Below are 25418 nucleotides of genomic sequence, written 5' to 3'. Positions count from 1 at the left end.
TAAGCCCGCTTACCCGGCCAGCCGGCGCCGGACCGAGACCACGTGGGCCACGGCCCGCCACGGTTCGAGCCGGACGAAGTTGACCTGTCCCCAGTCCCACGTGTCGCCGGTGACCTCGTCGTGGGCGATCAGCCGCTCGTGCGCCTCGAAACCGAGCGCGCCCGTGTCGAGCCAGAGCGTGCCCTCCTGCGCCGCGTACGGGTCGAGGCTGACGACGGTGACCACCGTGTCACCGGTGGCCGGGTCCTGTTTGGAGTAGGCCAGCAGTGCGTCGTTGTCGACGTGGTGGAAGTGCAGGGTGCGCATCTGCTGCAGCGCGGGGTGCGCGCGGCGGACGGCGTTCAGCTTCGCGATCCACGGCTCCAGCGACCGGCCCTCGGCGAGCGCGCGGTCGAAATCGCGCGGGCGCAGCTGGTACTTCTCGGAGTCCAGGTACTCCTCGCTGCCGTCGCGGACCGGGGCGTGCTCGAACAGCTCGTAGCCCGAGTAGACACCCCACGTCGGCGCGATCGTCGCGGCGAGCGCGGCCCGCAGCGCGAACATGCCCGGGCCGCCGCGCTGCAGCGACTCGTGGAGGATGTCCGGGGTGTTGACGAACAGGTTCGGCCGGCCCTCGTTCCAGTGGTCCCGCAGGTCCACGGCGAAGTCGATCAGCTCCTGCTTGCCGGTCCGCCAGGTGAAGTAGGTGTAGCTCTGGGTGAAGCCGAGCCGGGCCAGGCCCCACAGCCGCGCCGGGCGGGTGAACGCCTCGGCCAGGAACAGGACGTCCGGGTGGGCGTCCTTCACCGACTGGATCAGCCAGGCCCAGAAGTCCGGCGGCTTGGTGTGCGGGTTGTCGACCCGGAAGATCTTGACCCCGTGCTCGGCCCAGACCAGCATGACCCGCAGCATCTCCTCGTAGACGGCCTTGGGGTCGTTGTCGAAGTTGATCGGGTAGATGTCCTGGTACTTCTTCGGCGGGTTCTCCGCGTACGCGATCGAGCCGTCCGGGCGTGTGGTGAAGAACTCGGGGTGCTTGAGGACCCACGGGTGGTCGGGCGCGGCCTGCAGCGCGAAGTCGAGCGCCACCTCCATGCCGAGCTCCGCCGAGCGGGCGACGAAGGCGTCGAAGTCGTCAAAGGTGCCGAGGTCCGGGTGGATGGCGTCGTGCCCGCCCTCGTCGGCGCCGATCGCCCACGGCGAGCCGACGTCGTCCGGGGTCGCGTCGAGGGTGTTGTTGGGGCCCTTGCGGTTCACCCGGCCGATCGGGTGGATCGGCGGCAGGTAGACGACGTCGAAGCCCATCTTGGCGACCCGGTCGAGCGCGGCCGCGGCGGTGGTGAACGTGCCGTGCACGGCCTTGCCCTCGGCGTCGAGGCCGCCGGTGGAGCGCGGGAACAGCTCGTACCAGGAGCCGAAGGCGGCGCGCTTGCGGTCGACCCACAGCTTGAGCGGCTTGCCCTTGGTGATCAGCTCCCGCACCGGGAACTCGTGCATGAGCTGGCGGACCTCCGGCGACAGCGCGGGCCCGACGCGCTCCGCGAGGCTCAGCTCGTCGTTGCGCAGCGCGACGACCGCGCCGGTGAGGAGCGCTTTCTCCGCCCGGCGGTCCGGCCGGCGCGAGACGCGCTCCAGCAGCCGGGCGCCGTTCTCGATGTCGTTGGCCAGGTCCTCGGGCCCCTGCCCGGCGGCGACCTTCACCTCGACGGCGTGTTCCCACGTCGCCCAGGGATCGCTCCAGGCGTCGATCCGGTAGGTCCAGAGCCCGGTGACGTCGGGGACGATCACCGCGGCGAACTCGTCGGGGTGATCGGGTCCGCGCGGCACCATCCGCGCCTGGCGCGTCAGGCGGTCGCCGGGACCGCGCCACGCGACGGTGGCCGCGACGGCGTCATGGCCTTCTCTCCAGACCGTCGCGGTGACGGGAATGTGTTCCCCCACAACGGCTTTGGCCGGATACCGGCCGCAGCTCACGCTGGGGGAGACGTCGTCGATACCGAGCCGGCCGGTCATGGGCAACGCCCCTCGTTCTATGGGTGTGGACGCAGGCGTCGTCAGTCTGCCCGACTCGATCACGCACGATCGAGGCAGGGCTCTCTTGTTCTGTACCCAGACTCGTTCGAGTGAAACGCTTTCCGCACAAAGGTTCCCGGCGGATGTCCGGCGGGTTACGGCCGGACGGCGGTACGCGTCAGTAGGGTTCGGCCGGGGGGTCCGCGGCGAGGCGTGGGGCGCGCAGCAGGAGCAGGGAACGGGACTGGAGCGTCACCCGGCTCTTGGGCTCCAGCGGACCCGGGTTGCCCGGGCTGCCGTCGCCGGTGCTCGTGTCGAGGGTCGGCTTGAACGTCTCGCCGTACTCGCGGCCCGGCAGGACGACCTCCGTGGACTCGTCGCCCGCGTGCAGCCACAGCAGCCACGAGTGGTCCGGGACCAGCGCGCCCTCGCGGTTGCGGGCCTGGCTGTTCGAGCCGTCGATCCACATGCCGAGCGTGCGGCGGTCGGCGAACCAGTCGCTCTCGCCGAACTCCTCGCCGTCCGGGCGGAACCAGACCAGGTCCGGCTTGCCGGTCGGCGTGGTCCGGCCTTCGAAGAACTCCGGCTGCCGCAGCGCCGGGCTGTTGGCGCGCAGCCGGACGACGCGGCGGGCGAACGCGAGCATCGTCTCGGCCTCGGTGTCCCCCGGCGTCCAGTCGAACCAGGACGTCTCGTCGTCGAGACAGTAGGCGTTGTTGTTGCCGTGCTGGGTGCGCCAGAACTCGTCGCCCGCGGTGAGCATCGGGGTGCCGGTGGACAGCAGCAGCGTCGCGAACAGGTTCCGCGCCTGCCGGGTGCGCAGCTCGCGGATCTCCGCGTCGCCCGTCTCTCCCTCCGCGCCGTGGTTCCACGAGCGGTTGTCGTTGGTGCCGTCGCGGTTGTCCTCGCCGTTGGCCTCGTTGTGCTTTTCGTTGTAGGACACCAGGTCCCGCAGCGTGAAGCCGTCGTGGGCGGTGATGAAGTTGATCGACTGCCACGGCCGGCGCAGGTTGTGGTCGTACAGGTCGGACGAACCGGACAGCCGGTAGGCCAGGTCGCGGACGCCGGTCGCGCCGCGCCAGAAGTCGCGGATCGTGTCGCGGTAGCGGCCGTTCCACTCCGCCCACTGGGCGCCGAAGCCGCCGACGCGGTAGCCCTCGCCGGTCGCGTCCCACGGCTCGGCGATCAGCTTGCAGCGCGAGAGCACCGGGTCGGTGGTGATCGCGGTGAGCAGCGTCGAGGCGGCGTCGAACGCGCCGCCGCGCGGCCGGCCCAGCGTGCTGGCCAGGTCGAACCGGAAGCCGTCGACGCCCAGCTCCTGCGTCCAGTACCGCAGCGAGTCGGTCACCAGCCGGACCACGGTCGGCGAGCCGGCCTCCAGGGTGTTGCCGCAGCCGGTGATGTCGGCCATGTGGCCGCGGTCGGTGTGCAGGTAGTACACCGGCGCGTTGAGCCCGCGGAAGCTCAGCGTCGGCCCGTCCGGCCCGCCCTCGCAGGTGTGGTTGAACACGACGTCGACGATCACCTCGATGCCGGCCGCGTGCAGCGCCGCCACCATCAGCCGGAACTCCTCGACCTCGTGGCCGGGCTCGCTGGCGTAGGCCGCGTGCGGCGCGAAGAAGCCGAGCGGCGAGTACCCCCAGTAGTTGTGCCGGCCGCCGCGGACCAGGGACGGCTCGTCGAGGAAGGTGTGCACCGGCAGCAGCTCCACCGAGGTGACGCCGAGCCGGGTCAGGTACTCGATGGCCACCGGGTGGGCCAGGCCCAGGTAGGTGCCGCGCAGCGCCTCGGGGATGAACGGGTGCTGCTGAGTGAAGCCCTTGACGTGCACCTCGTAGATCACCGCCTCCTCGAACGGCACCTCGGGGTGGGCCCCGGTGTCCGGGCCGCCGGGCGAGGTGACGACCGACAGCGGCACGCTGCCCAGCGAGTCCACTGTGGACATCGGGCCGCGGTCCGGGTCGCCGGTGAAGCCCTGGGCGGCGGTCAGGTCGGTGAGCTGCCCGGTGATCTGCCGGGCGTACGGGTCCAGCAGCAGCTTGTGCGGGTTGCAGCGCAGGCCGCGGGCCGGGTCGTAGGGCCCGTGGACGCGGTAGCCGTAGCGCTGCCCGGGCGTCACGCCGGGCACCAGGCCGTGCCAGACGCCGAACGTGCGTTCGGTGAGCGCGATGCGCCGCTGCGAGCCGTCGGCGTCGATCAGGCACAGGTCGACGGCGTCCGCGACGGCGGAGGTGATGGCGAACCGGACCCCGCCCGCCTCGGGGTGGGCGCCGAGCGGGAACGGGCGTCCGGCGAGGACATGGTCGGCGGAGGGTCGGGTAGCCATTCCTGAATCGTCCCAGATCCAGGCCGGGGTGCGCGCGCCCGGCGGTCGAGTGGCCGCCGGGCAACCGCCGTCAGGGTGTCGTTTCGGCCAGGACGAAGGTCTCGGGCGGCAGGTGCGCGGCCCCACCGTCCAAGGTGGCCGGAGCCCAGGCGAGCAGCTCCTTCGTGGCCCCGAGCGGCAGTGTGACGTCGCCCGGGCCGAAGTTGCACGCCAGCCGCAGCCCGCCGCGCCGCAGCACGAGCCACGACCCGTCCGGCGCGGCGTCGATCCGCAGGTCGGGCGTCCACGGGTCGGCCAGCTCGGGCCGCTCGCGGCGCAGCCGGATCAGCGCGCGGTAGACGTCGAGGACCTCCCGGTGCTCCGGCTGGTCCACTTCGGCCCAGTCGAGCCGCGAGCGCTCGACCGTGGCCGGGTCCATCGGGTCGGGGACGTCGGTCTCGCCCCAGCCGTGCCGGGCGAACTCGCGACGGCGTCCGGTGCGGACCGCCTCGGCCAGCTCCGGGTCCGGGAAGGAGGCGAAGAACTGCCACGGCGTGCTCGCCGCCCACTCCTCCCCCATGAACACCATCGGCGTGAACGGCGAGCAGAACAGGATGGCCGCGCCGCAGGCCAGCCGGCCCGTCGGCACGGTGGCCGAGAGCCGGTCGCCGGCCGCGCGGTTGCCGATCTGGTCGTGGTCCTGCAGGTAGGCGAGGAAGCGGTGGCCGGGCACGCTCCGGGTGTCCACCGGGCGGCCGTGGGTCCGCTCGCGGAACGACGACCAGGTACCGGCGTGGAAGAAAACGTCGTGGAGCACGCGCTGCAGCGCGTCCGGCGCGGCGAAGTCCGCGTAGTAGCCCTCGTCCTCCCCGGTCAGCCGGACGTGCATCGCGTGGTGGAAGTCGTCCGACCACTGGGCCTGCAGGCCGTAACCACCGCGCTCGCGGGGCGTGACCAGCTTCGGGTCGTTGAGGTCGGACTCGGCGATCAGCGTCAGCGGCCGGGCCAGCGCCGTCGACAGCGTCTCGACCTCGACGGCGAGCTGTTCGAGCAGGTGGACGGCCCGCCGGTCGAGCAACGCGTGGACGGCGTCCAGGCGCAGCGCGTCCAGGTGGAAGTCGCGGAACCAGGCGAGCGCGTTGTCGACGACGTACCGGCGGACCTCGTCCGAGCCCGGCCCGTCGAGGTTGAGCCCGGGACCCCAGTCGTTCTGGCCGGCGAAGTACGGCCCGAACCGGTCGAGGTAGGCGCCCGAGGGCCCGAGGTGGTTGTAGACGACGTCGAGCGCCACGGCGAGGCCGCGTGCGTGCGCCGCGTCGACGAACCGCTTCAGCCCGTCCGGCCCGCCGTAGGGCTCGTGGACCGCGCCCCAGAGGACGCCGTCGTAACCCCAGCCCGCGGTGCCGTCGAAGGAGTTCACCGGCAGCAGCTCGACGTGCGTGATGCCCAGCTCCACCAGGTGGTCGAGCCGGTCGATCGCGGCGTCGAAGGTGCCGCCGGGGGTGAAGGTGCCGATGTGCAGCTCGTAGACGACGCCGCCGGCCAGCTGCCGCCCGTGCCAGGCGTCGTCGGTCCAGTCGAACTCGGCGTGGTCGTAGACCCGCGACTCTTTGTGCACGCCGTGCGGCTGCCACCGCGACCGCGGGTCCGGCAGCGGCTCGTCGGAGTCGTCGATCAGGAAGGCGTAGTTGATGCCCTCGGCTTCGGCGGACCACCAGCCGCCCTCGCCGCGGGTCATCTCGTGCACGTCGGCGTCGACCTGAACGCGGACGCGCTCGGCCGACGGGGCCCACACGGTGAACGTCATGCGTCTCCTCGCACGAGCAGGGCCACCGGGTAGCGGCCGAACAGCGTGGCCAGGTCCGGGGTGGCGTCCCGGCCGGTCAGGACGTCGGTCCAGACGCCGTCGGGCAGCGGCAGGACGGTGTCGCGCCAGCCGCCCGCGGCCGCGAGGCCGATCGGCAGCCGCGTCACGGCGACGACCAGGCCGGGGCTGCGGGTGTAGGCCAGCACGTGGTCCGCGGCGACGCCCTCGGCGCGCAGCGGGCGGTAGCCGTGGAACAGCGCGGGGTGCTCCTGGCGCAGCTTCAGCGCCTTGTGCGTCACCAGCAGCTTCGCGGCGCCCGAGGCGTCGATCTCCGGCTGCTCGCCGTCGACGACCCGGGCCAGGATCTCGCGGCGGGCCGCGTAGTCGACCGGACGGCGGTTGTCCGGGTCGACCAGCGAGAAGTCCCACAGCTCGGTGCCCTGGTAGACGTCCGGGACGCCCGGCGCGGTCAGCTGCACCAGCTTCTGGCCGAGCGAGTTGCTCCAGCCCGGACCCTCGATCCGGCCGACGAACGCCGAGATGTCCGCGGCCAGCTCGGCGTCGCCCATGACGTCGTCCGGCCAGGCCGCGACGGCCTTCTCGAACTCCTCGTCGTGGTCGGTCCAGCTGGTGCGGAGCTTGGCCTCCTTGGCCGCCTTGTCGAGGTAGTCCCGCAGCCGGGGCGGCTCGATCGGCCAGGTCGACACCAGCGTCTGCCAGGCCAGCAGGTTGAGCGACGGCTCGGCGATCCCCCGGCGCGCGGTCCAGCGGCGGACGGCGTCGGCGAACTCGCCGGGCACCTCCGCCAGCACCGTCGCGCGGGCCCGGGTGTCCTCGGACCGCTTGGTGTCGTGGGTGGTCAGCGTCGTCATCGCGGCCGGGTACCCGGCGTCGCGCGCCGCCGCCAGCCGGTGGAACTCCTCGACGTCCAGGCCGAACCGGTCCGGGTTGCCGCCGACCTCGTTGAGCGCGGCGAACCGGGTGTAGCGGTAGAAGGTGGTGTCCTCGGTGCCCTTCGCGACGACCATGCCGGACGTCTGCTGGATCCGCGTGGCCAGCTCGCCGTCCGGTTCGGCGCGCACCTGCGTGTCGAGGGCGTCGAGCGCTTCACCCAGGTCGGGCCGGGCTTCCCGGGCCGCGGCGATGGCCGTCGCCCAGTGCTGTTCGCCTTCGGGCAGGTAGGAGCGGTAGACCGGGAACGCCACCATGGTCTCGGCGACGGCTTCCCTGGCGGCCTCGACGTTCTCGTGACGAAGCAGCGCCGCGATCCGCCGGACCTCGGCGACCAGGATCCGGTCGGTGACCAGGCGGCGGGCCTCGGCCTCGACGTCGTGGTAGCCGGTCCGGACGCCGAGCTCGTCCGCCAGCGCGGTGTACGCGGGCTCGGCGGCCGCGTCGACGAAGACCCCGGCGATCTCGCGCAGGGCGTCGTAGCCGGTGGTGCCGTCGACCGGCCAGGTCTGCGGCAGCGGCTCGCCCGGGTGCAGGATCTTCTCCGCGACGATCCACGCGCCGGGCGCGTTCTCCCGCAGCCGCCGGAAGTAGCCACCCGGGTCGGCGAGGCCGTCCGGGTGGTCGACGCGCAGGCCGGTGACGTCCCCGTCGGCGACCCAGCGCAGCACCTCGCCGTGCGTCTCGGCGAACACCACCGGGTCCTCGACGCGGACCGCGGCCAGGTTCGTGATGTCGAAGAACCGGCGGTAGGTCAGCTCCGCGTTGCCGCGCCGCCAGCCGACCAGCCGGTAGTGCTGGCGCTCGTGCACCTCCTGCGGCGTGCCGTCGCCGGTGCCGGGCGCGATCGGGAACCGGTGGTCGTAGTAGACGAGCTCGTCGCCTTCCACGGTCAGCTCCGACACGGCGTCGTCGTCACCCAGCACCGGCAGCAGGATCGGGCCGCGGTCCCAGTCGACGTCGTAGAAGGCGGCGTGCGCCGAGTCGCGGCCGTGCGTGAGCACGTCCCACCACCAGCGGTTCACCTTCGGCGTCTCCACCGACATGTGGTTCGGCACGATGTCGACGACCAGGCCGAGCCCGGCCTCCCGGAGCCGCTTGGACAGCTCCTGGCGGGCTTCCTCGCCGCCCAGCTCGGGCCGCGCCCGGGTCGGGTCGACGACGTCGTAACCGTGGGTCGAGCCCGGCGTCGCGTCGAGCACCGGCGACGCGTAGAGCGCGCCGATGCCCAGGTCGCGCAGGTAGCCGGTCAGCTCGGCGGCGTCGGCGAAGGTGAACTCCGGGCGCAACTGCACCCGGTAGGTCGACTCCGGAACCGTCATTCCGTCTCCGTTCGCTGCAGCACGATCAGGGACCGGGCGGGCAGCGTCAGCTTGCCGCCGCCCTCGATGGGCTCCGCGTCCGTGGGCTCGACCTCGCCGGTCGCGGAGTCGACGACGACCGTCCACGCCTCGCCGTAGCCGTTGCCCGGCAGCGTCGCGTCGATGTCCTCGTAGTGCGCGTTGAAGGCGAGCAGGAACGAGTCGTCCTCCACCGCCATGCCGCGCGGGTCGAGGTCGGGGATGGCCTTGCCGTTGAGGAAGACCACGACGGCCTTGCCGAAGCCGTCGTCCCAGTTCTGCTCGGTCATCTCCTCGCCGGCCGGGGTGAACCAGGCGATGTCGCCGAGCTTGTCGCCCTTGCCGACCGGGCCGCCCTGGAAGAACCGGCGGCGGCGGAACACCGGGTGCCGGTGCCGGAACGCCGTCAGCCCGCCGACGAACTGGACCAGGCCGGCGTTCTGCTTGGCCAGCTCCCAGTCCATCCAGGCGAGCTCGGAGTCCTGGCAGTAGACGTTGTTGTTGCCCTGCTGGGTACGGCCGATCTCGTCGCCGTGCAGGATCATCGGCACGCCCTGCGACAGGAGGATCGTGGCGAGCATGTTGCGCTGCTGGCGGATGCGCAGCTCGTTCACTTGCGCGTCGTCGGTCTCGCCCTCGACACCGCAGTTCCACGAGCGGTTGTCGTCGGCGCCGTCGCGGCCGTCCTCGCCGTTGGCCTCGTTGTGCTTCTCGTTGTAGGACACCAGGTCCCGCAGCGTGAAGCCGTCGTGCGCGGTGACGAAGTTGATCGACGCGAACGGGCGGCGGCCGTCGTCCTGGTAGAGGTCCGACGAGCCGGTGATCCGCGACGCGAACTCGCCCAGCGTCGACGGCTCGCCGCGCCAGAAGTCGCGGACGGTGTCGCGGTACTGCCCGTTCCACTCCGTCCACAGGGGAGGGAAGTTGCCGACCTGGTAGCCACCGGGGCCGACGTCCCACGGCTCGGCGATGAGCTTGACCTGGCTCACGATCGGGTCCTGCTGCACGAGGTCGAAGAACGTGGACAGCCGGTCGACGTCGTAGAACTCCCGCGCCAGCGCCGAAGCGAGGTCGAAGCGGAAGCCGTCGACGTGCATCTCGGTCACCCAGTACCGCAGCGAGTCCATGATCAGCTGCAGCGTGTGCGGGTTGCGCACGTTCATCGAGTTGCCGGTGCCCGTGTAGTCCATGTAGTACTCGGGCTCCCCCTCCACCAGCCGGTAGTAGGCCTCGTTGTCGATGCCGCGCATCGACAGGGTCGGCCCGAGGTGGTTGCCCTCCGCGGTGTGGTTGTAAACCACGTCGAGGATCACTTCGATGCCGGCCTCGTGGAAGGCCTTGACCATGCCCTTGAACTCCTGGACCTGGCCGCCCTCGCCGGGCATCGCCGCGTACGCGTCGTGCGGCGCGAAGAACCCGATCGTGTTGTAGCCCCAGTAGTTCGTGAGGCCCTTCTCCTCCAGGCCGTGGTCGGAGACGAACTGGTGCACCGGCAGCAGCTCCACGGCGGTGACGCCGATCTTCTGCAGGTGCTCGACCACGGCGGGGTGCGCCATCCCGGCGTACGTGCCGCGCAGCGCTTCCGGCACGAACGGGTGATTCACCGTCATGCCCTTGACGTGCGCCTCGTAGATGACCGTCTCGTTGTAGGGCCGCCGCGGCTGGCGGTCGTTGCCCCAGTCGAAGAACGGGTTCGCCACCAGCGAGTACGGCACGCGCCCCGCCGAGTCGGCGTCGTTGCGCTCCTCCGGGTTGTCGAACTGGTAGCCGAACAGTGATTCGTCCCACTTCACGCCGTGCGAGACGGCCTTCGCGTAGGGGTCGATCAGGAGCTTGTTCGGGTTGCAGCGCAGGCCGCGGCTCGGGTCGTACGGTCCGTGCACGCGGAAGCCGTAGCGCTGGCCGGGGCCGACGTTGAGCAGGTAACCGTGGTGGACGAAGCCGTCGACCTCTTCGAGCGCGTGCCGCGTCTCGTTGCCTTCGCCGTCGAACAGGCACAGCTCGACCTGCTCGGCCACTTCGGAGAACAGGGCGAAGTTCGTCCCGACTCCGTCGTAGGTGGCGCCGAGCGGATAGGGCGTTCCGGGCCAGGGCCGCACTGGTGTCTCCTCGAGCTTCGGGTGGTACCGGGGGAGCGTCCACATGCGCGGACGCGAATCACAGGGGGTCGTGCGCTGCCGTATACCCGCTATCCGGGTAAAGGACGCGCCGCAGCCAGCGGCGCCACCGCGGCGCGCACTCCCCTCGCGGTGAAGAAGCCGTCGACGCTGACGGGAAGGGGAATCCGCCAGTTAGGATACTGGTCGACCGTGCCGGGCAGATTCGGCTGCCGCACCTGGCCCGCGACGTCGGCCGGCGAGGTCAGCACCAGGCGGGACGCGGCCGAGGCCAGCAGCGTGTGCAGCGCGACGACCGGGTCGTCGTCCGGGATCCCTTCCCGGGCAAGGAGTTCCCACAGGGCTTGACGTTCCTCCGCCGCGGCTGCGCGTTCGGCCTCGACGCCGCGGTCCAGCAGGCCCAGCTCGGCACGCACCCGGACGTGCTCGGCGGCCAGCCAGCCGGCGGCCGTCGGCAGGTCGTGGGTGGAGATGCTGGCCATCGCGTCCGGGTCCCATTCGGACGGCGGCGTGAACGGCTGGCCCGGCTCGTCCCAGTCGCGCTGGAACCACAGCACGGCCGAGCTGAGCATGCCGCGCTCGTGCAGCGTCTCGGTGACGACGTCCTCGACCGTGCCGAGGTCCTCCCCCACGACCACCGCGCCGGCGCGGTGCGCTTCGAGCGCCAGTACGCCGACCATCGCCTCGGCGTCGTAGTGCACGTAGGTGCCGCGGTGCGCGGGCTCGCCCGGGGGGATCCACCACAGCCGCCAGAGCCCGGCGATGTGGTCGACGCGGATGCCGTCGGCGTAGCGCAGCACACCCCGGATGACGTCCCGCAACGGCGCGTACCCGGCCTCGGCGAGCTTGTCCGGCCGCCACGGCGGCAGGTTCCAGTCCTGGCCCTGCTGGTTGAAGGCGTCCGGCGGCGCGCCGACCCGCACGTCGGCGGCGAAGACGTCGCGCACGGCCCAGGTGTCGGCCCCGCCGGGGTGCACGCCGACCGGCAGGTCGTGCACGATCCCGACGGTCATCCCGGCGTCACGCGCGGCGCGGCGGGCCTCGGCCAGCTGCTCGCGGCAGAGGTGCTGGAGCCAGACGTAGAAGCCGACACGGTCCTTCAGCTCTTCGCGTGCTTCGGCGACTTCGGGGCCGGCCGGGTCGCGCAGCGGCCCGGGCCAGTCCCGCCAGTCGGCGCCGTGCTGCTCGGCGAGAGCGCAGAAGACGGCGAAGCCGCGGAGGTCGTCGTCCTCGGGCAGGTCTTCGACGCGGTGCGGCCAGAGCAGCTCGAGCGCGGCACGCTTGGCCGTCCAGACGGCGTCGTAGTCGATCAGTTCGCCGTCGCGGTCCGGGGCCAGCGAGCGGACGGCCTCCTGCGTCGCGTCGTCGGCCCGCTCGAAGGTCTCGGTGGCGGTGACGCGCAGGTAGACGGGGTTGGCGAAGCGACGGCTCGCCGGCGAGTACGGCGAGCGCTCGACGGGGTGGGCGGGGCTGAAGGCCTGGACCGGGTTGACCAGCAGCACGCCCGCGTCGAGCTCGGCGGCGGAGCGGGCCGCGAACGTCGCGAGGTCGGCGTAGTCGCCGATGCCCCAGGAGCCGGCCGAGTGCAGGGAGTAGAGCTGCAGCATCCAGCCCCAGGCGGGGTGGACGGCGGGCAGCTTCGCCGGGACGACGGCGAGCACGACGTCCTGCTCGGCGGTGACCACCCGGTGCCAGCCGAGCGGCAGGTCCGCCGGCAGCTCACCCTGAACTCGCCGGCGGGTGCCGTCCTCGAGCACGACCTCGGCGTCCGTGCCGAGCGCCCGGGTGACGCCCTCCTGGACGACGATGGTCGGCGGCAGCGCGCCCGCCGGCCGGGCTTCGCGCACGGCGGCCAGGGCCGCGCCGATCGCGTCCTCGCCGGTCGCGTCGACCCCGAACTGCCGCAGCACGGCGACGACGACGTCGTCGTCCACCTCGACCCACACCTGGTCCGAGTTCTCGTACCGGGTGGCGATGCCGTGGGCGTCGGCGAGCTCGTGCAGGGGGCTGCGGGCGGGGCGGTCTTCGGGAGGCATCACGGGGGGCATCTCGGGGGGCACTGGCACAGCATTCCGGTGCCCGGCCGTTCGCGCCATCCGCACCCGCCGACATCACTCGGCACCGGCGGTGGTTGCTTCCTGCCGATCTGCGAAAAGGCTCGTGACCTTCTAACTTCTCCTCATGGGTGTGCGGAGAACGTTGAACGTGGACGAGGTCCTGAAGCGCCAGGACTCGGGTGAGCTCAAACGGCGGCTGCGCGGCCGCGACCTGATCGGGTTCGGCATCGGGATCATCATCGGGACCGGCATCTTCACCCTCGCGGGCGTCGAGGCGAAGACGCACGCCGGGCCGGCGGTGACGCTCTCGTTCGTGCTCGGTGCCGCCGTCGCCGGGCTGGCGGCGCTCTGTTACGCCGAGCTCGCGTCGAGCGTCCCGACGGCGGGAAGCGCCTACACGTACGCCTTCGCCACGCTCGGCGAGATCTTCGCCTGGATCATCGGCTGGGACCTGCTGCTCGAATTCGCGCTCGGTGCCGCCGTGGTCGCCCGCGGCTGGTCCGGTTACCTGGCGAACCTGCTCGGGCTGTCGCCGGACTGGTTCGGCGAGGACGCGAAGGTCAACGTCGGCGCCGTCGCCATCATCGCGGTGCTGACCGTGGTCGCCGTGCTGGGGATCAAGGAGTCGGCCTGGCTGACGAACCTCCTGGTGTGCGTGAAGGTCGCCGTCTGCGTCCTGGTCCTCGCCGTGGGCCTGTTCTTCGTCAAGGGCTCGAACCTGACGCCGTTCATCCCGACGGCGAAGCCGCCCGAGGGCGGGTCGAGCGTGCTGGAGCAGCCGATCGTGCAGGCGGCCCTCGGTCTGGAGCAGTCCGTCTACGGCATCGCCGGCATGATCACCGCCGCCGCCGTGGTCTTCTTCGCCTACACCGGCTTCGAAGCGCTCGCGAACCTCGGCGAGGAGACGCTGAACCCGAAGAAGGACCTGCGGGTCGGCATCCTCGGCGCGCTGGCCGTCTGCGCGGTGCTCTACATCGGCGTCTCGATCGTCCTCACCGGGATGATCCCCTTCACCGACATCGACACCGGCGCGCCGCTGGCCGACGCGTTCGACAAGGTCGGCCAGCACTGGGTCGGCGCGCTCATCTCGCTCGGCGCGGTGACCGGCCTGACGTCGGTGATGATGGTGGAGCTGGTCACGATCGGCCGGATCGGCTTCGCGATGGGCCGCGACGGCCTGCTGCCCAAGAAGCTCGGCACCGCGCACCCGAAGTGGGGCACCCCGCACCGGATGACCATCGGCGGGGCGGTGCTGATCGCCGTGCTGGCCGCGTTCATCCCGATCTCCGAGCTGGCCGACATGGTGAGCATCGGCGCGCTGTCGGCGATGATCATCGTCGCGGTGGCCGTCCCGGTGCTGCGCCGCCGCCGGCCCGACCTGGACCGGCCGTTCACCGTGCCGTTCTCGCCGGTGATCCCGATCGTCGCGGCGGTGGCGTGCTTCTACCTGATGCTGAACCTGAACGTGCTGACGTGGATCCGGTTCGCGGTCTGGCTGGCGCTCGGGCTGGTCATCTACTTCACCTACGGCCGCCGCCACTCCCGCTTCGCGCCCGAGAACGCCGGCAGCGTCAATCCCAAAACGACGGAGTGAGGTCAGCGGCGCGGACCGCCTCGCGGGCCACCGCGGCGCGGTCCGCGTCGACGACCACCATGACCCCCAGCTCGGCCAGCGCCGCCGTGAGCCATTCCAGCGGCTGGTCGTGGATCCCGTTGTCCCCCAAGGAAGCGTACGTGTCCACAACGGACACCAGCGTCCCCTCGGCGCCGATCCGGACGCCCGCCAGGAGCACGAAGTGGCCGCCCGGCGGCCGCCAGCGCGACGTCCACAGTGGCGGGACGCCGGTGTCGAGGTAGTCGAGCAGCGCGCGTTCCGGGGTGTCGTCGGCACCGAGCTCCGCACCGTCGATCCGGGCGACCACCGCGACGCGCGGCAGGTCCCACAGCCCGGCCAGCAGGGCGAGCAGCGACTCGGTGCTCCACTCCCCCGCCGCGGGCACCGCGGCCAGCGCGCCGCCGGACAACGCCGCTACGGCCGTCGCCAATCCGGACACGCGCGTGCCCGCCGCGAGCGGATCGCCGACGACTTTCGGCGGCAACCGGAAGTCAGTCCGCCCCGGCTCGCCCGGAGGACGCACCGCCGGCCCGCGGACAGTGCCCGCGGCCGCCGCGACGGCGTCCTGGTCGAGCACGTCGACGCCGGCCGCCCGCAGCGCCGCGAGGCCGCAGAACGCCGCCGCCAGCCCGTCCTTCTGCGGCAGCTCGGCCTGGGCCACCGCGGCCAGCCGGGCCCCGCCCGGCAGCCACCGCACCCCGGACAGGTCGAGCTGCCCGCCGTCGATCCCCGAAGACATCGATCCCCTCAGTACCCTCCTGCCGCCAGGCTCGAGTATCCCCGCCCGGCGGCGACGACGGCCATCACGATCCGGCGCCCATCGGCGGAGCCGCCAGCCGAGCGGCCCTCACCAGCCAACACAGTGACCAGAACGGCCAACACAGTGACCAGAGCGGCCAACACGCCCGGGACTACCGGCGTGTTGGCCGCTCCGGTCGGCGTGTTGGCCGCTCCGGTCGGCATGTTGGCCGCTCCGGTCGGCATGTTGGCCGCTCCGGTCGGCATGTTGGCCGCTCCGGTCGGCATGTTGGCCGTTCCGGTCGGCATGTTGGCCGTTCCGGTCGGCGTGTTGGCCGTTCCGGGTGGCTGCAGCCGGCTTCGCCGGAGCCCTGACCCTCTCCGGGGCGGCCCGCCCGGAACCGGCTCTCGGCCGCGAGGTCGGCCGCGTCGAACGTGACCAAACTGGTGCTGGATTCGCACGGCCGGACCTAGCCCGGCGGCTCCGGGGACGGCCGGGAAGGGGCCTCACGTCGCCGCAGGGCCACGCCGGCGACCACCGCCAGGGTCCCCAGCGCCTCCGGCAGGGTCGGCACCTGGTGCAGCAGCAGGAAGCCCGTCACGCCCGCCGTCACCGGGAGCAAGGCCAGCAGCACCGCGAACCGGGCCTGGCCCAGGCGGCGCAGGACCACCTGGTCGAGCGCGTACGGCACCACCGTCGACAGCACGCCCACGCCGATGCCGAGCAGGAGCATGCGTGGCGAAGACCACACTTCTCCCGTGCCGAACGCCAGGGGCGAGAGCACGACCGTCGCCGCGGCGAAGCCGATCGCGAGGCTGTCGATGCCGTCGCCGTCGGTCGCCACCCGCTTGCCGATCAGGATATAGCCCGCCCACGCGGCCGCCGCGGCCAGGGCGAACAGCACCCCCAGGGCACTGCCGGACAGCCGGACGTCGGCGATCGCCACCACCCCGGCGACCACCAGCAGCAGGGCCAGCACGTCGCGCCGGGTGCGGGAGCCCGCGGCGGCCACCACCACGGGCCCGGCGAACTCCAGCGCGACGACCGTGCCCAGCGGGAGCCGGGCGATCGCCTCGTAGAACAGCACGTTCATGCCCGCGGTCACGATCCCGAAGACGCACGCCAGCAGCAGCCGCCGGCCCCGCCAGGCCGCGCGCGGCGGGCGCCGCCAGGCCAGCAGCACCACCGCCGCGCCCAGGCACCGCAGCCAGGCCACCCCGGCCGGCGTCGCGTGGCCGAAAAGGTCGACCGCGATGGCCGCTCCGGCGTACATGGAAATTCCGCTGAGAACGAACAACAGCGGGGCGGGTACCGCGGAAACCCTCCGGACCGGCGTCAAGGAACTCACGACTCCATGGTGCCTGACCACGGAAAATGTGACTCTCCGGGTAATCCACTCCTGCATTGCGGGATCCGGCTACGACATCCGGGGTAAATCGACGTGACTCGGGTCCCACCGGCGCGGGAACACTTGCGGGCCGCGAAACGTCTGGAAGAGTGGAAGCACGAACACCGCGGAGCCGGAGACGATCGCCGTAGCCGACATCAGTCCGAAGTGGGCGTAGCTGGATCGATGGCACCGGGCAACCGGTGCCGGGACGGAGGGAGACCCCCATGACAACGCCGACGCTCACCCGCCCCGAACTGACCGCCCTCGACCGCTGTGACCGGTGCGGGGCCGCAGCTCAGGTACGCGCCGTCCTCAAGGGCGGCGAGCTTCTCTTCTGCGGGCACCACGCCCGAGAGCACGAGGCCAAGCTCAAGGAACTGTCCGCCGACATCCAGCGGTAACGACCTAGACACACGAAGGCGGTCAGTGCGCACAGGCACTGGCCGCCTTCGTATTTCTCTAACCGGCACAGTCGACCGGTACAGCTGCAAGTTGCCGATTGCCGCGCCGGAAATCACGGACAGGCCTCGGAATGCCGTGATTCCGGACACGAAACCGGACAGGAAATCAGACAGAATCCAGCACGACTTCGAACGCGACTTCGGCGGCGCCCAAGAGCTTCACGTCGGCACCCAGCGCCGAGCTGATGATCCGCGTGCCGCCGACCGCCCGGCTCACCAGGCTGCGCCGGCGGACCTCCGCGCCGACGTGCCGCAGGACCGCCTCCGGCAGCACCGTCAGCAGGTCGCCGAGGATCACCAGCTGCGGCCCGAGCAGGTTGACGACGTTGATCAGCCCGAGGGTCAGCCACTCGGCGAACTCCGCGAGCCGCGTCATCGCCGCTTCGGAGTCCCGGCCGAGCTCGCGCAGCTCGAACAGGATCGCGCCGCGCGGGGTGTCCTCGGCCAGCCCGAGCGCCCGGCACAACGCGGCCTCGCCGACCTCGGTCTCCCAGCAGCCGCTGCTGCCGCAGTAGCAGGGGCGCCCGTCCGGCCGGATCACCATGTGCCCGATCTCGCCGACGTACCCCGCGCCGCCCCGCAGGGCCGCGCCTTCGGCGATGACACCGCCGCCGACCCCGACGTCCGCCGAGATGTACACCATGTCGGAGGACCCGCGGGCCGCTCCGCGCAGGTGCTCGGCGACCGCGCCGAGCTCGGCGTCGTTGCCGACCAGGATCGGGATCTGCAGGACACCGCCCAGCCGCTCGCCGAGCGCGACGTCGGTCCAGCGCAGGTTGGGTGCTTCGTGCACGTACCCGTCCGCGCGCCGGACGACGCCCGGGACCGACACCCCGACCGCCACCGGGCTCACGTCGAGGTCGCCGGCCAGGACGGTCGCCGACTCGATGACGTGGGTGATCACTTCTTCGGGCCGGTTCATCCGGCCCCGCAGGTTCCAGCTGTTGCGGCCCAGGATCTGGCCGCCCAGCCCCACAAGCGCGATCGCGACGTGCTCGACCTGCAGGTCGACCGCGAGCACGACCGCCGCGTGCGGCTGGGGCAGGACCAGGAGCGAGGGGCGGCCCGCCCCCCGTCCCGGCCTCGGCACCTTCTCCTCGACGACACCGGCTTCCGCCAGCCCGTCGACGAGGGTCTTGATCGTGCTCCGGTTGAGCCCCAGCTCGGCGGCCAGGGTCGCCCGGGTGCTCGGCCCGCCGACGTGCAGCAGGCGGAGCAGGGTCGTGCGGTTGTGCCGGCGCACCTCGTCCGGTCGCGCGACGGGTGAGCTGGACACGGGCTTGATCATCCCATGCTGGTTCAGCGCGTCGACGCAGCCGCGCGGCGCCGCGACAGCGCGTCGACCGTGGCGGCGAGCAGGAGGACCAGGCCGGTGATGATGTTGACCACCGCGGCCGGCTGCTTGAGCAGGCCCAGGCCGTTGATGACCACCGCGATGACCAGGCCACCGACGACGGCGTCGGCCACCCGGCCCTTGCCGCCGAACAGCGACGTGCCGCCGATGACGGCCGCGCCGACCGAGTACAGCAGCGTGTTGAGGCCACCGGACTGCGGGCTGACCGAACCGACCTTCGACGCGGCGACGATGCCGCCGATGGCCGCGACCGCCGAGCCGATGACGAACACGCTCGCCCGGATCTTCGGCACGTCGATACCGGCGCGGCGGGCGGCTTCCTTGTTGCCGCCGACCGCGTAGACGTAGCGGCCGTACTTGGTCCGGTTGAGCACGTAGGTCCCGGCCACCAGCAGCACCAGCATGATCGGGATGACGTACGGGACGCCCTCGATCGTGACGACCGCCTTGTTCGGCGAGCGGTTGATCGTCAGCAGCCAGGTGCCCACCGCCGACAGCACGACGAGCGCGCCGACCTTGACCAGCACCAGCGCCGTCGGCTGCACGACCAGGCCGCGCTGGAGCCGCCGGAAGTGGCTGATCAGGGTGATCACCGCGAACCCGCCGGCGGCGACGAGGAAGAAGATCCAGCTGCCGAGGATGTTCAGGTTGCCGTTGGCGATCTTGTACAGGATGTCCGAGTTGGTGATGCCGATCGTGCCGCCTTCACCGATGAACTGCAGCAGGACGCCCTGCCACACGATGAACAGCGCCAGCGTCACGACGAAGGACGGCATGCCGATCTTCGAGACGAGGAAGCCGGTGATGCAGCCGATCGCGGTGCCGACGCAGATGGCCAGCAGGATCTCGAGCCACGCGCTGGCCGGGACGCCGACCGCGACGAGCAGCAGGCCGATCAGCGAAAGCACGGCGCCGGCCCAGATCCGCTGGTAGGCCGACAGCAGCATGGCCACGGCGAGGACCGCGATGAACGTGATGAACACGCCGGAGCCCAAGGTGCCCAGCAGGTTTCCGGCGTGCACGTAGTGCAGGGCCATCACCGACGCGGCGGTGCCGGAGGCCACACCGGCGGCGAGGTCGATCTCGCCGAGCAGCAGCACGAAGACGATGCCCATCGCGATGATGATCACGCCCGCGCCCTGCGGGAACACGTTGGCGATGTTGGCCAGCGTGAAGAAGTTGTCCGACAGCGCGCTGAACAGGACGACCAGCACGAGCAGGCCGAACAACGACGGCAGCGAGCCGAGCTCACCGGCCCGGATGCGGGCGAAGTAGTCACGGAGCGCTTCGCCGGTTGACATCGATGTCGTGTCGATGCCGAAGTCGGTGATCGCCGCGGTGGGGTTCTGGGTCTGCGCGAGCGCGTCGGCGGGAGAGCCGACTTCGTGCTTGGCAGGGGTTTCAGTCATTTCCGGTTCTTTCTTCCCGCTCACAGGACCACGGCTTCGGGCCGGGCCAGGCCGAGGTCACCGGAGCGACCCGCGGTGATCAGTTCCACGACCTGGCCGTGGCTGACGTCCTTCGTGTGCACCTCGGCGACGAGGCGGCCGAGGTAGAGCACCGAGATGCGGTCGGCGACCTCGAACACGTCGGCCATGTTGTGGCTGATCAGCACGACGCCGAGGCCCTGCTCGGCCAGCCGGCGGACCAGGTCCAGCACCTGCCGGGTCTGCGCGACACCGAGGGCGGCGGTCGGCTCGTCCAGCACGACGACCTTGCTGTTCCACAGCACCGACTTGGCGATGGCCACGGTCTGGCGCTGACCACCGGACAGCGAGGAGACCGGCGTCCGGACCGACTTCACGGTGCGCACCGACAGGGAGGCCAGCGTCTCGCGAGCGGCCTTCTCCATGCTGGCTTCGTCCAGCTTCCAGCTGCTCCCGCGCTCACGGCCGAGGAACATGTTCTGGACGATGTCGAGGTTGTCGGCGAGGGCGAGATCCTGGTAGACGATCTCGATGCCGAGGTCCGCCGCGTCGCGCGGGCCGCGGATGTGGGCGTCCTCGCCGTTGAACCGCACGGCCCCCGAGTCGTACGGGTGGATGCCGGCGATGCACTTGACGAGGGTCGACTTGCCGGCGCCGTTGTCGCCGACCAGGGCGGTCACTTCGCCCGCACGCACGTCGAAGTCCACGTCGTGGAGGACGTGGACGGGGCCGAAGCTCTTGTTCAGGCCCTTGATCTCGAGGATGGGCTCACTCATGGATGGCATTTCTCCGAATTTCTTATGCCCTGTGCCGCCGCTCCGCCGATCGGCAAGCGAGGAGTGGGGACCGGGCCGGGGCGCGCCGTCGGGGTGCGCGTCCCGGCCCGGCTGTTCATGGGTACTACTGCCGACGGCTCAGGAGATGCCGAGCGAGGTGCACTTGGCGGCGAGGTCGCCACCGCAGATCTCGGTCGCCTTCACGTAGCCCTGGGTCACGACGGTCTTGATGTCCTTCTCCAGGATCAGGGTCGGCGTGAGCAGCACGGACTTGATGTCGCGGTTGTTCTTCGGGTCGTGGAGCTTGCCCGTCGCGATCGCGTCCGCACCGGCGGTGTCGCCCTTGGCGAGGGCGGCGGCCAGCTTGGCGGTGGCCTCGGCCTCTTCCTTGATCGGCTTGAAGATCGTCAGGTACTGGTCGCCGCGCATGATGGCCATGAGGCCGTCCGCGGTGGCGTCCTGGCCCGTGACCGGGACCTTGCCGTTGAGGCCGTTCTTCTTGAGGATCGTGATGACCGCGCCGGCCAGGCCGTCGTTCGCCGCCACGACGCCGTCGACCTTGCCGCCGTTGCCCTGCAGGATCTGCTCGAAGGTGGTGCCGCCGAGCTGGTTGTCCCAGTCGTTGATCGGCTGCTTCTGGACCAGCTTCAGCGCGTTGCTGGCGAACAGGGGCGCGAGGACGGAGTCCTGACCCTTGGTGAACAGCGTCGCGTTGTTGTCGGTCGGGGCACCCTCGATCTGGATGACCTGCGCGCCCGGGGTGGCCTTCAGCTTGTCCGCGAGGCCCTGGCCCTGCAGCTGGCCGACCTTCTCGTTGTCGAACGAGACGTAGTAGTCGGCGGAACCGCCGAGGCTCGGCCGGTCGTAGTCGATGACCGGGATGCCGGCGCCCTTCGCCTTCGCCTCGACAGCGGCACCGACGGCCGGGTCGGACGGGGCGATGATCAGGGCCTTGACGCCGGAGCTGATGAAGCCGTCGGCCAGGGTGGAGAACTTCTGGGCGTCACCCTGGGCGTTCTGGATGTCGGGCTCGAAGCCCTGCGCCGTGAGAGCGGCCTGCAGCATCGGCTTGTCGAAGGCTTCCCAGCGGGCCGAGGTGGCGGTCTCCGGCAGGATGACGCCGACCTTGCCGCTGGCGCCGCCGGCGGCGGCCGGAGCGGACGACGAGGCGGAGCTGCTCCCCGCGCCCCCGCTGTCCGAACTGTTTGCACCACACGCGGAGAGCACCAAGCCGGTGCTCACCGTGGCGGCGAGGAGGGTAAGGGTTCTGCTGCGCATCCTCGTTCCTTCCGGATCCAAGCATTGTGTCGATCGGCCCGCGACTGCTGTCCCGGGCCTTGCGGGGCGGTGATCCGGAGGGGCCCCCGGCGCACCGTCGCGCATATGTTGTGGGCGACAACATATGCCGCTGAGCGGCTGCGGGGAAGATAGCTGGATCGATTAAATGACACCAATTGGACACGGTTCGGCAACACAGGCTGACCGTCGCCCGGAAAGAGTAGATCCGCTGACGATGTGATCGCCACTACTCACCGTGTGTTACATCCAGGTTTCTTGACGGCGTGAAGGTAGCCCGGCCGCCGCAGTCCCGGACACCGAGCGTGGGCGGCGGCGAAGCCGTGGTGATCCCACCGACCGCTCCCGTTCCTGGTCGCCGACTTGCGAAACCTTTCGCCCGGACTGCCCGAAGTGCCTTTCGCCCGGGAACGGACGGGCAGGGCGCCGGTGACAACCGGGTACGCAGCGTCACAGCTCCTGGAGGGGTTTGTGCTGGTGACGCCGGGAGCGGAGGGTGACCGCCGGGGTTCAGCCTCCCGGGCGACACGGTCTCACCCGGTGGAGCCGGCGAGGTGGGGTGCGCAGGTACCTCCGCGGGACCGGGACGGAGACCCCGCGGCGAAGTGCCTGACCCTTGACCGAGCGGCCGGGCAGCATGCCGCAGACCGCGCCGGCGAGCGTCACCAGGAGCGGAGGGTGACGATCCGTTCTTCCAGCTGCTCCATGGTCGCCATCGCCGTGGGCGGGCCGCCGCAGACCCGGCGCAGCTCGTTGTGGATCGCGCCGTGCGGCTTCTTCGTGCGGTGGTGGTACATGCCCACCAGGGCGTTCAGCTCCTTGCGCAACGTGCCCAGCCGCTCGCTCACCGAGGCCGAGCGGGCCGGTGCCGCCGGGGCGGCCTCCTCGGCCTTGGGCTTGCGGCGCTTCTCGTCCGCGACCTGCTCTTCCTGCCGCTTGCGCAGCAGCGCGCGGACCTGGTCCGGCTCCAGCAGCCCCGGCAGGCCGAGGTACTCCTGCTCCTCGTCGGAGCCCGAGAAGACCGCCGTGCCGAAGGAGTTGCCGTCGTAGATGACCTGGTCCAGCTCGGCCGAGGCGCCCAACGAGGTGAACGCCTTCTCCTCCTCGCCCGGCTCGTCCTCGGTGCGGTTGGCCTGGGCGAGCAGCTCGTCCTCCCAGCCCTCCTGCTCGCGGTGGGGCTTGCCCAGCACGTGGTCGCGCTGCGCCTCCAGCTCGCTCGCCAGCTCCAGCAGCACCGGCACCGACGGCAGGAAGACGCTCGCCGTCTCGCCCTTCTTCCGGGCCCGCACGTACCGGCCGATCGCCTGGGCGAAGAACAGCGGGGTCGACGCGCTCGTGGCGTACACGCCGACGGCCAGCCGCGGGACGTCGACGCCTTCCGACACCATCCGGACGGCGACGATCCAGCGTTCGTTCGTCTCGGAGAACTCCTTGATCCGGCCCGAGGCCTTCGGGTCGTCCGAGAGCACCAGCGTCGGCGCCTGGCCCGAGAGCCGCTCCAGGATCTTCGCGTACGCCCGCGCCGACTCCTGGTCGGTGGCGATGACCAGGCCGCCCGCGTCCGGCACGCTCTGGCGCACCTGCGACAACCGCGTGTCGGCGGCGTGCAGCACCGCCGGCATCCACTCGCCCGCCGGGTCGAGGGCCGTGCGCCACGCGCGGGCGTTCTGCTCCGCGGTCAGCGGCTCGCCGAGCCGCGCGGTGAACTCCTCCCCCGCGCTGGTGCGCCAGGAGGCCTCACCCGAATAGGCGAGGAAGACGACCGGCCGGACCACGCCGTCGGCCAGCGCGTCGGCGTAGCCGTACGAGTGGTCGGCCTTGCTGCGCTGGAAGCCGCCGGCGTCCGGCTCGTAGGTGACGAACGGGATGGCCGAGTCGTCGGACCGGAACGGCGTCCCGGTCAGCGAGAGCCGCCGCACAGCGGGAGTGAAGGCCTCGCGGATCGCGTCACCCCAGGACTTCGCGTCACCGCCGTGGTGGATCTCGTCGAGGATGACCAGCGTCTTGCGGTTCTCGGTGCGCACCCGGTGCAACGTCGGGTGCGCGGCGACCTGCGCGTACGTCAGCGCGACGCCGTTGTAGTCCGACGAGGTGACGCCGGTGGTGTTGCGGAAGTTCGAGTCGATCTGGATCCCGGCCACGGCCGCCGCCGACGCCCACTGGTGCTTCAGGTGCTCGGTCGGGGTGACGATGGTGACGGCCTCGATCGTGCGGTCCGACAGCAGTTCGGCCGCGATCCGCAGGCCGAACACGGTCTTGCCGGCGCCGGGCGTCGCCACCGCGAGGAAGTCCTTGGGCCGCGTCGTCAGGTACTTGGTCAGTGCCCGCCGCTGCCACGCCCGCAGCGGGCGCGCGGTCGAGTCCTTCTCCGCGGGAGGCGCCCCGAGCTGCGTCCCCGTCATGCCGGTCCCCCCTCGCTCAACTGCCGCTCAAGTGCTCTGACGTGCGAAAACCCTCACTGTGGTACCGACTTCGGCGTCAGTTGCAGCGGTGAGGGCACTGGGGCGAGTCTACCGGCCCGGTCCGACAGTTCCGGGCACCGGCACGGGTGATGTCCCCCGACACGCCCGGGTGCAGGGGTGGTGACGAGCCAAATCTCCACGGATGGACCATGCTGGACACCGTCATGGGTGAGGTGCAGCCGTCCGCAGCGACGAAGGTGGCCCGCAAGGGGCCGTGGCGCCTCCTCACGCGCACGCTCGGCAAGGCCTGGGAGGGCAACATCTTCTCGGAGGCCGCGGAAGCGGCCTTCTGGCAGACGCTCTCGCTGCCGCCGCTGCTGCTGGGCCTGCTCGGCAGCCTGGGTTTCGTCGGCGAGTGGTTCGGCCAGGACGTCGTCGCGCAGGTGCACGACCGGATCATCGGCTTCTGCCGCACCGTCTTCAGCGCCAACGCCGTCCAGGACATCATCGAACCGACGGTGAACAGCATCCTCACCGTCGGCAAGGGCGAGATCGTCTCGATCGGCTTCCTCATCTCGCTGTGGGCCGGCTCGTCGGCGATGTCGTCGTTCGTGGACGCGATCACCGTCGCCCACGACCAGTACGGCGTCCGCAACGACGTCTGGCAGCGGATCTTCGCGCTGCTGCTCTACCTGTGCGGCCTGGTGGTCCTGGTGGTCGGCCTGCCGCTGCTGGCGATCGGCCCGGACCTGCTGCCCGAGTTCTTCCCGTCGGACTGGCGCCCGACCGTGGCGTCGTGGGTGAGCGCGCTCTACTTCCCGGCGCTCGGCGCGATGATCACCCTCGCGCTGACGACGTTGTACAAGCTCGCGCTGCCGCGGAAGCTGCCGTGGCACCGCGGGCTCCCGGGCGCGGTGCTCGCCATGGTCGTGTTCCTGCTCTCCTCGGTCGGCCTGCGCGTCTACCTGAACTGGATCACCAAGACCGGCTACACCTACGGCGCGCTGGCCGCGCCGATCGCGTTCCTGCTGCTGATGTTCTTCATCGGGCTGGCCGTGGTCGGCGGCGCGTACTTCAACAGCGCGCTCCAGGAGCTGTGGCCGGCGAAGGCGACCCGGCGCCAGCGCCGCAAGTGGCGCCGGCTGGAGATGGAACGCGCCTCCGAGCGGCTGCGCACCGAGGACGGGCGCAAGCTGTGGGAGCGCTCGACGATGCCGCTGCGCCGCCCCCGCGCCGAGGACGTGAACGGCGCCGCGGAGGCACCCGACGGCGAGGCACCGTCCGATGAGGACGGATCGTCGTCACCCAGCGCGCCGGAATCGGCACCCAGCGCTGCTCAGGGTGGGGGCTCATCCGAAGGGACCACCCGGAATCCACCCACAGGCTGAG

At 71.3% G+C, this 25418-nt stretch carries 17 protein-coding genes; 3 read left to right on the top strand and 14 right to left on the bottom strand.

Annotated elements, in window-relative coordinates; genetic code table 11:
* Nucleotides 1–9: 9 nt before the first annotated feature.
* The 6 genes from ACLJQZ_RS13860 to malQ all read right to left on the bottom strand — a co-directional run bounded on the left by ACLJQZ_RS13860 (nucleotide 10) and on the right by malQ (nucleotide 12548).
* Nucleotides 10–1992, bottom strand: coding sequence for an alpha-1,4-glucan--maltose-1-phosphate maltosyltransferase (locus tag ACLJQZ_RS13860; RefSeq protein ID WP_410620403.1), 1983 nt, complete (start codon nucleotides 1990–1992; stop codon nucleotides 10–12).
* Between the two features lie 178 nt (nucleotides 1993–2170).
* Nucleotides 2171–4318: a glycogen debranching protein GlgX gene (gene glgX, locus ACLJQZ_RS13855; protein WP_410620402.1), complete on the bottom strand. Its 2148-nt coding sequence runs from the start codon at nucleotides 4316–4318 to the stop codon at nucleotides 2171–2173.
* Nucleotides 4319–4388: 70 nt separating this feature from the next.
* A complete protein-coding gene (treZ, locus tag ACLJQZ_RS13850) occupies nucleotides 4389–6104 on the bottom strand; it encodes a malto-oligosyltrehalose trehalohydrolase (RefSeq protein WP_410620401.1) in 1716 nt (571 codons plus the stop codon).
* On the bottom strand, nucleotides 6101–8377 hold the full coding sequence (gene treY / locus ACLJQZ_RS13845) for a malto-oligosyltrehalose synthase (RefSeq protein WP_410620400.1): 2277 nt from the start codon (nucleotides 8375–8377) through the stop codon (nucleotides 6101–6103). The genes treZ and treY overlap by 4 nt, the downstream gene beginning before the upstream one ends.
* Nucleotides 8374–10494, bottom strand: a complete 2121-nt coding sequence (glgX, locus tag ACLJQZ_RS13840) for a glycogen debranching protein GlgX (RefSeq protein WP_410620434.1) — start codon at nucleotides 10492–10494, stop codon at nucleotides 8374–8376. Before glgX (ACLJQZ_RS13840) ends, treY begins: the two co-directional genes overlap by 4 nt.
* Before the next feature lie 89 nt (nucleotides 10495–10583).
* Complete coding sequence (gene malQ, locus ACLJQZ_RS13835; protein WP_410620399.1) at nucleotides 10584–12548, bottom strand: 4-alpha-glucanotransferase; 1965 nt, start codon at nucleotides 12546–12548, stop codon at nucleotides 10584–10586.
* A 169-nt stretch (nucleotides 12549–12717) separates the two neighbouring features.
* Between malQ and ACLJQZ_RS13830 the strand changes: the two genes are divergently transcribed.
* Entirely contained in the window at nucleotides 12718–14163 is a 1446-nt protein-coding gene (locus ACLJQZ_RS13830; RefSeq protein ID WP_410620433.1) for an amino acid permease, read from the top strand.
* Here ACLJQZ_RS13830 and ACLJQZ_RS13825 read toward each other — a convergent pair.
* The 3 genes from ACLJQZ_RS13825 to ACLJQZ_RS13815 form a co-directional block, all read right to left on the bottom strand.
* Nucleotides 14141–14923, bottom strand: coding sequence for a DUF6885 family protein (locus tag ACLJQZ_RS13825; protein ID WP_410620398.1), 783 nt, complete (start codon nucleotides 14921–14923; stop codon nucleotides 14141–14143). The genes ACLJQZ_RS13830 and ACLJQZ_RS13825 overlap by 23 nt on opposite strands.
* Nucleotides 14924–14931: 8 nt before the next feature.
* On the bottom strand, nucleotides 14932–15231 hold the full coding sequence (locus ACLJQZ_RS13820; RefSeq protein WP_410620397.1) for a hypothetical protein: 300 nt from the start codon (nucleotides 15229–15231) through the stop codon (nucleotides 14932–14934).
* Between the two features lie 161 nt (nucleotides 15232–15392).
* Nucleotides 15393–16196: an EamA family transporter gene (locus ACLJQZ_RS13815; RefSeq protein ID WP_247063520.1), complete on the bottom strand. Its 804-nt coding sequence runs from the start codon at nucleotides 16194–16196 to the stop codon at nucleotides 15393–15395.
* Between the two features lie 341 nt (nucleotides 16197–16537).
* On the opposite strand from ACLJQZ_RS13815, the gene ACLJQZ_RS13810 reads away from it, so the two are divergent.
* Nucleotides 16538–16714 carry a hypothetical protein gene (locus ACLJQZ_RS13810; RefSeq protein WP_247063514.1) on the top strand — a complete coding sequence of 59 codons (177 nt, stop codon included), beginning with the start codon at nucleotides 16538–16540 and terminating at the stop codon, nucleotides 16712–16714.
* A gap of 166 nt (nucleotides 16715–16880) precedes the next feature.
* Here ACLJQZ_RS13810 and ACLJQZ_RS13805 read toward each other — a convergent pair whose 3' ends face one another.
* The 5 genes from ACLJQZ_RS13805 to ACLJQZ_RS13785 form a co-directional block, all read right to left on the bottom strand.
* On the bottom strand, nucleotides 16881–18062 hold the full coding sequence (locus tag ACLJQZ_RS13805) for an ROK family protein (RefSeq protein ID WP_410620396.1): 1182 nt from the start codon (nucleotides 18060–18062) through the stop codon (nucleotides 16881–16883).
* Between the two features lie 11 nt (nucleotides 18063–18073).
* Complete coding sequence (locus ACLJQZ_RS13800; RefSeq protein ID WP_410620395.1) at nucleotides 18074–19537, bottom strand: sugar ABC transporter permease; 1464 nt, start codon at nucleotides 19535–19537, stop codon at nucleotides 18074–18076.
* Between the two features lie 20 nt (nucleotides 19538–19557).
* On the bottom strand, nucleotides 19558–20331 hold the full coding sequence (locus ACLJQZ_RS13795) for an ATP-binding cassette domain-containing protein (RefSeq protein ID WP_328458781.1): 774 nt from the start codon (nucleotides 20329–20331) through the stop codon (nucleotides 19558–19560).
* Between the two features lie 138 nt (nucleotides 20332–20469).
* On the bottom strand, nucleotides 20470–21609 hold the full coding sequence (locus tag ACLJQZ_RS13790) for a sugar ABC transporter substrate-binding protein (RefSeq protein WP_410620394.1): 1140 nt from the start codon (nucleotides 21607–21609) through the stop codon (nucleotides 20470–20472).
* Nucleotides 21610–22289: 680 nt separating this feature from the next.
* Complete coding sequence (locus tag ACLJQZ_RS13785; protein WP_410620393.1) at nucleotides 22290–24029, bottom strand: DEAD/DEAH box helicase; 1740 nt, start codon at nucleotides 24027–24029, stop codon at nucleotides 22290–22292.
* A 209-nt stretch (nucleotides 24030–24238) separates the two neighbouring features.
* On the opposite strand from ACLJQZ_RS13785, the gene ACLJQZ_RS13780 reads away from it, so the two are divergent.
* Entirely contained in the window at nucleotides 24239–25417 is a 1179-nt protein-coding gene (locus tag ACLJQZ_RS13780; RefSeq protein ID WP_410620392.1) for a YihY/virulence factor BrkB family protein, read from the top strand.
* The last annotated feature ends 1 nt before the right edge of the window (nucleotide 25418 follow it).

The sequence above is a fragment of the Amycolatopsis sp. cmx-8-4 genome, from assembly GCF_046548675.1.
GTDB lineage: Bacteria > Actinomycetota > Actinomycetes > Mycobacteriales > Pseudonocardiaceae > Amycolatopsis.
The sequence above is the reverse complement of the archived record's forward strand: the minus strand, read 5'-3'. Positions and strand labels throughout refer to the sequence as shown.

Coding starts and splice junctions, on each gene's coding strand:
- ACLJQZ_RS13860 (WP_410620403.1), bottom strand. CDS start 1,992: ATGACCGGCCGGCTCGGTATCGACGACGTCTCCCCCAGCGTGAGCTGC.
- glgX (WP_410620402.1), bottom strand. CDS start 4,318: ATGGCTACCCGACCCTCCGCCGACCATGTCCTCGCCGGACGCCCGTTC.
- treZ (WP_410620401.1), bottom strand. CDS start 6,104: ATGACGTTCACCGTGTGGGCCCCGTCGGCCGAGCGCGTCCGCGTTCAG.
- treY (WP_410620400.1), bottom strand. CDS start 8,377: ATGACGGTTCCGGAGTCGACCTACCGGGTGCAGTTGCGCCCGGAGTTC.
- malQ (WP_410620399.1), bottom strand. CDS start 12,548: ATGCCTCCCGAAGACCGCCCCGCCCGCAGCCCCCTGCACGAGCTCGCC.
- ACLJQZ_RS13825 (WP_410620398.1), bottom strand. CDS start 14,923: ATGTCTTCGGGGATCGACGGCGGGCAGCTCGACCTGTCCGGGGTGCGG.
- ACLJQZ_RS13820 (WP_410620397.1), bottom strand. CDS start 15,231: ATGCCGACCGGAACGGCCAACATGCCGACCGGAGCGGCCAACATGCCG.
- ACLJQZ_RS13815 (WP_247063520.1), bottom strand. CDS start 16,196: ATGTACGCCGGAGCGGCCATCGCGGTCGACCTTTTCGGCCACGCGACG.
- ACLJQZ_RS13810 (WP_247063514.1), top strand. CDS start 16,538: ATGACAACGCCGACGCTCACCCGCCCCGAACTGACCGCCCTCGACCGC.
- ACLJQZ_RS13805 (WP_410620396.1), bottom strand. CDS start 18,062: ATGATCAAGCCCGTGTCCAGCTCACCCGTCGCGCGACCGGACGAGGTG.
- ACLJQZ_RS13800 (WP_410620395.1), bottom strand. CDS start 19,537: ATGACTGAAACCCCTGCCAAGCACGAAGTCGGCTCTCCCGCCGACGCG.
- ACLJQZ_RS13795 (WP_328458781.1), bottom strand. CDS start 20,331: ATGAGTGAGCCCATCCTCGAGATCAAGGGCCTGAACAAGAGCTTCGGC.
- ACLJQZ_RS13790 (WP_410620394.1), bottom strand. CDS start 21,609: ATGCGCAGCAGAACCCTTACCCTCCTCGCCGCCACGGTGAGCACCGGC.
- ACLJQZ_RS13785 (WP_410620393.1), bottom strand. CDS start 24,029: ATGACGGGGACGCAGCTCGGGGCGCCTCCCGCGGAGAAGGACTCGACC.
- ACLJQZ_RS13780 (WP_410620392.1), top strand. CDS start 24,239: ATGCTGGACACCGTCATGGGTGAGGTGCAGCCGTCCGCAGCGACGAAG.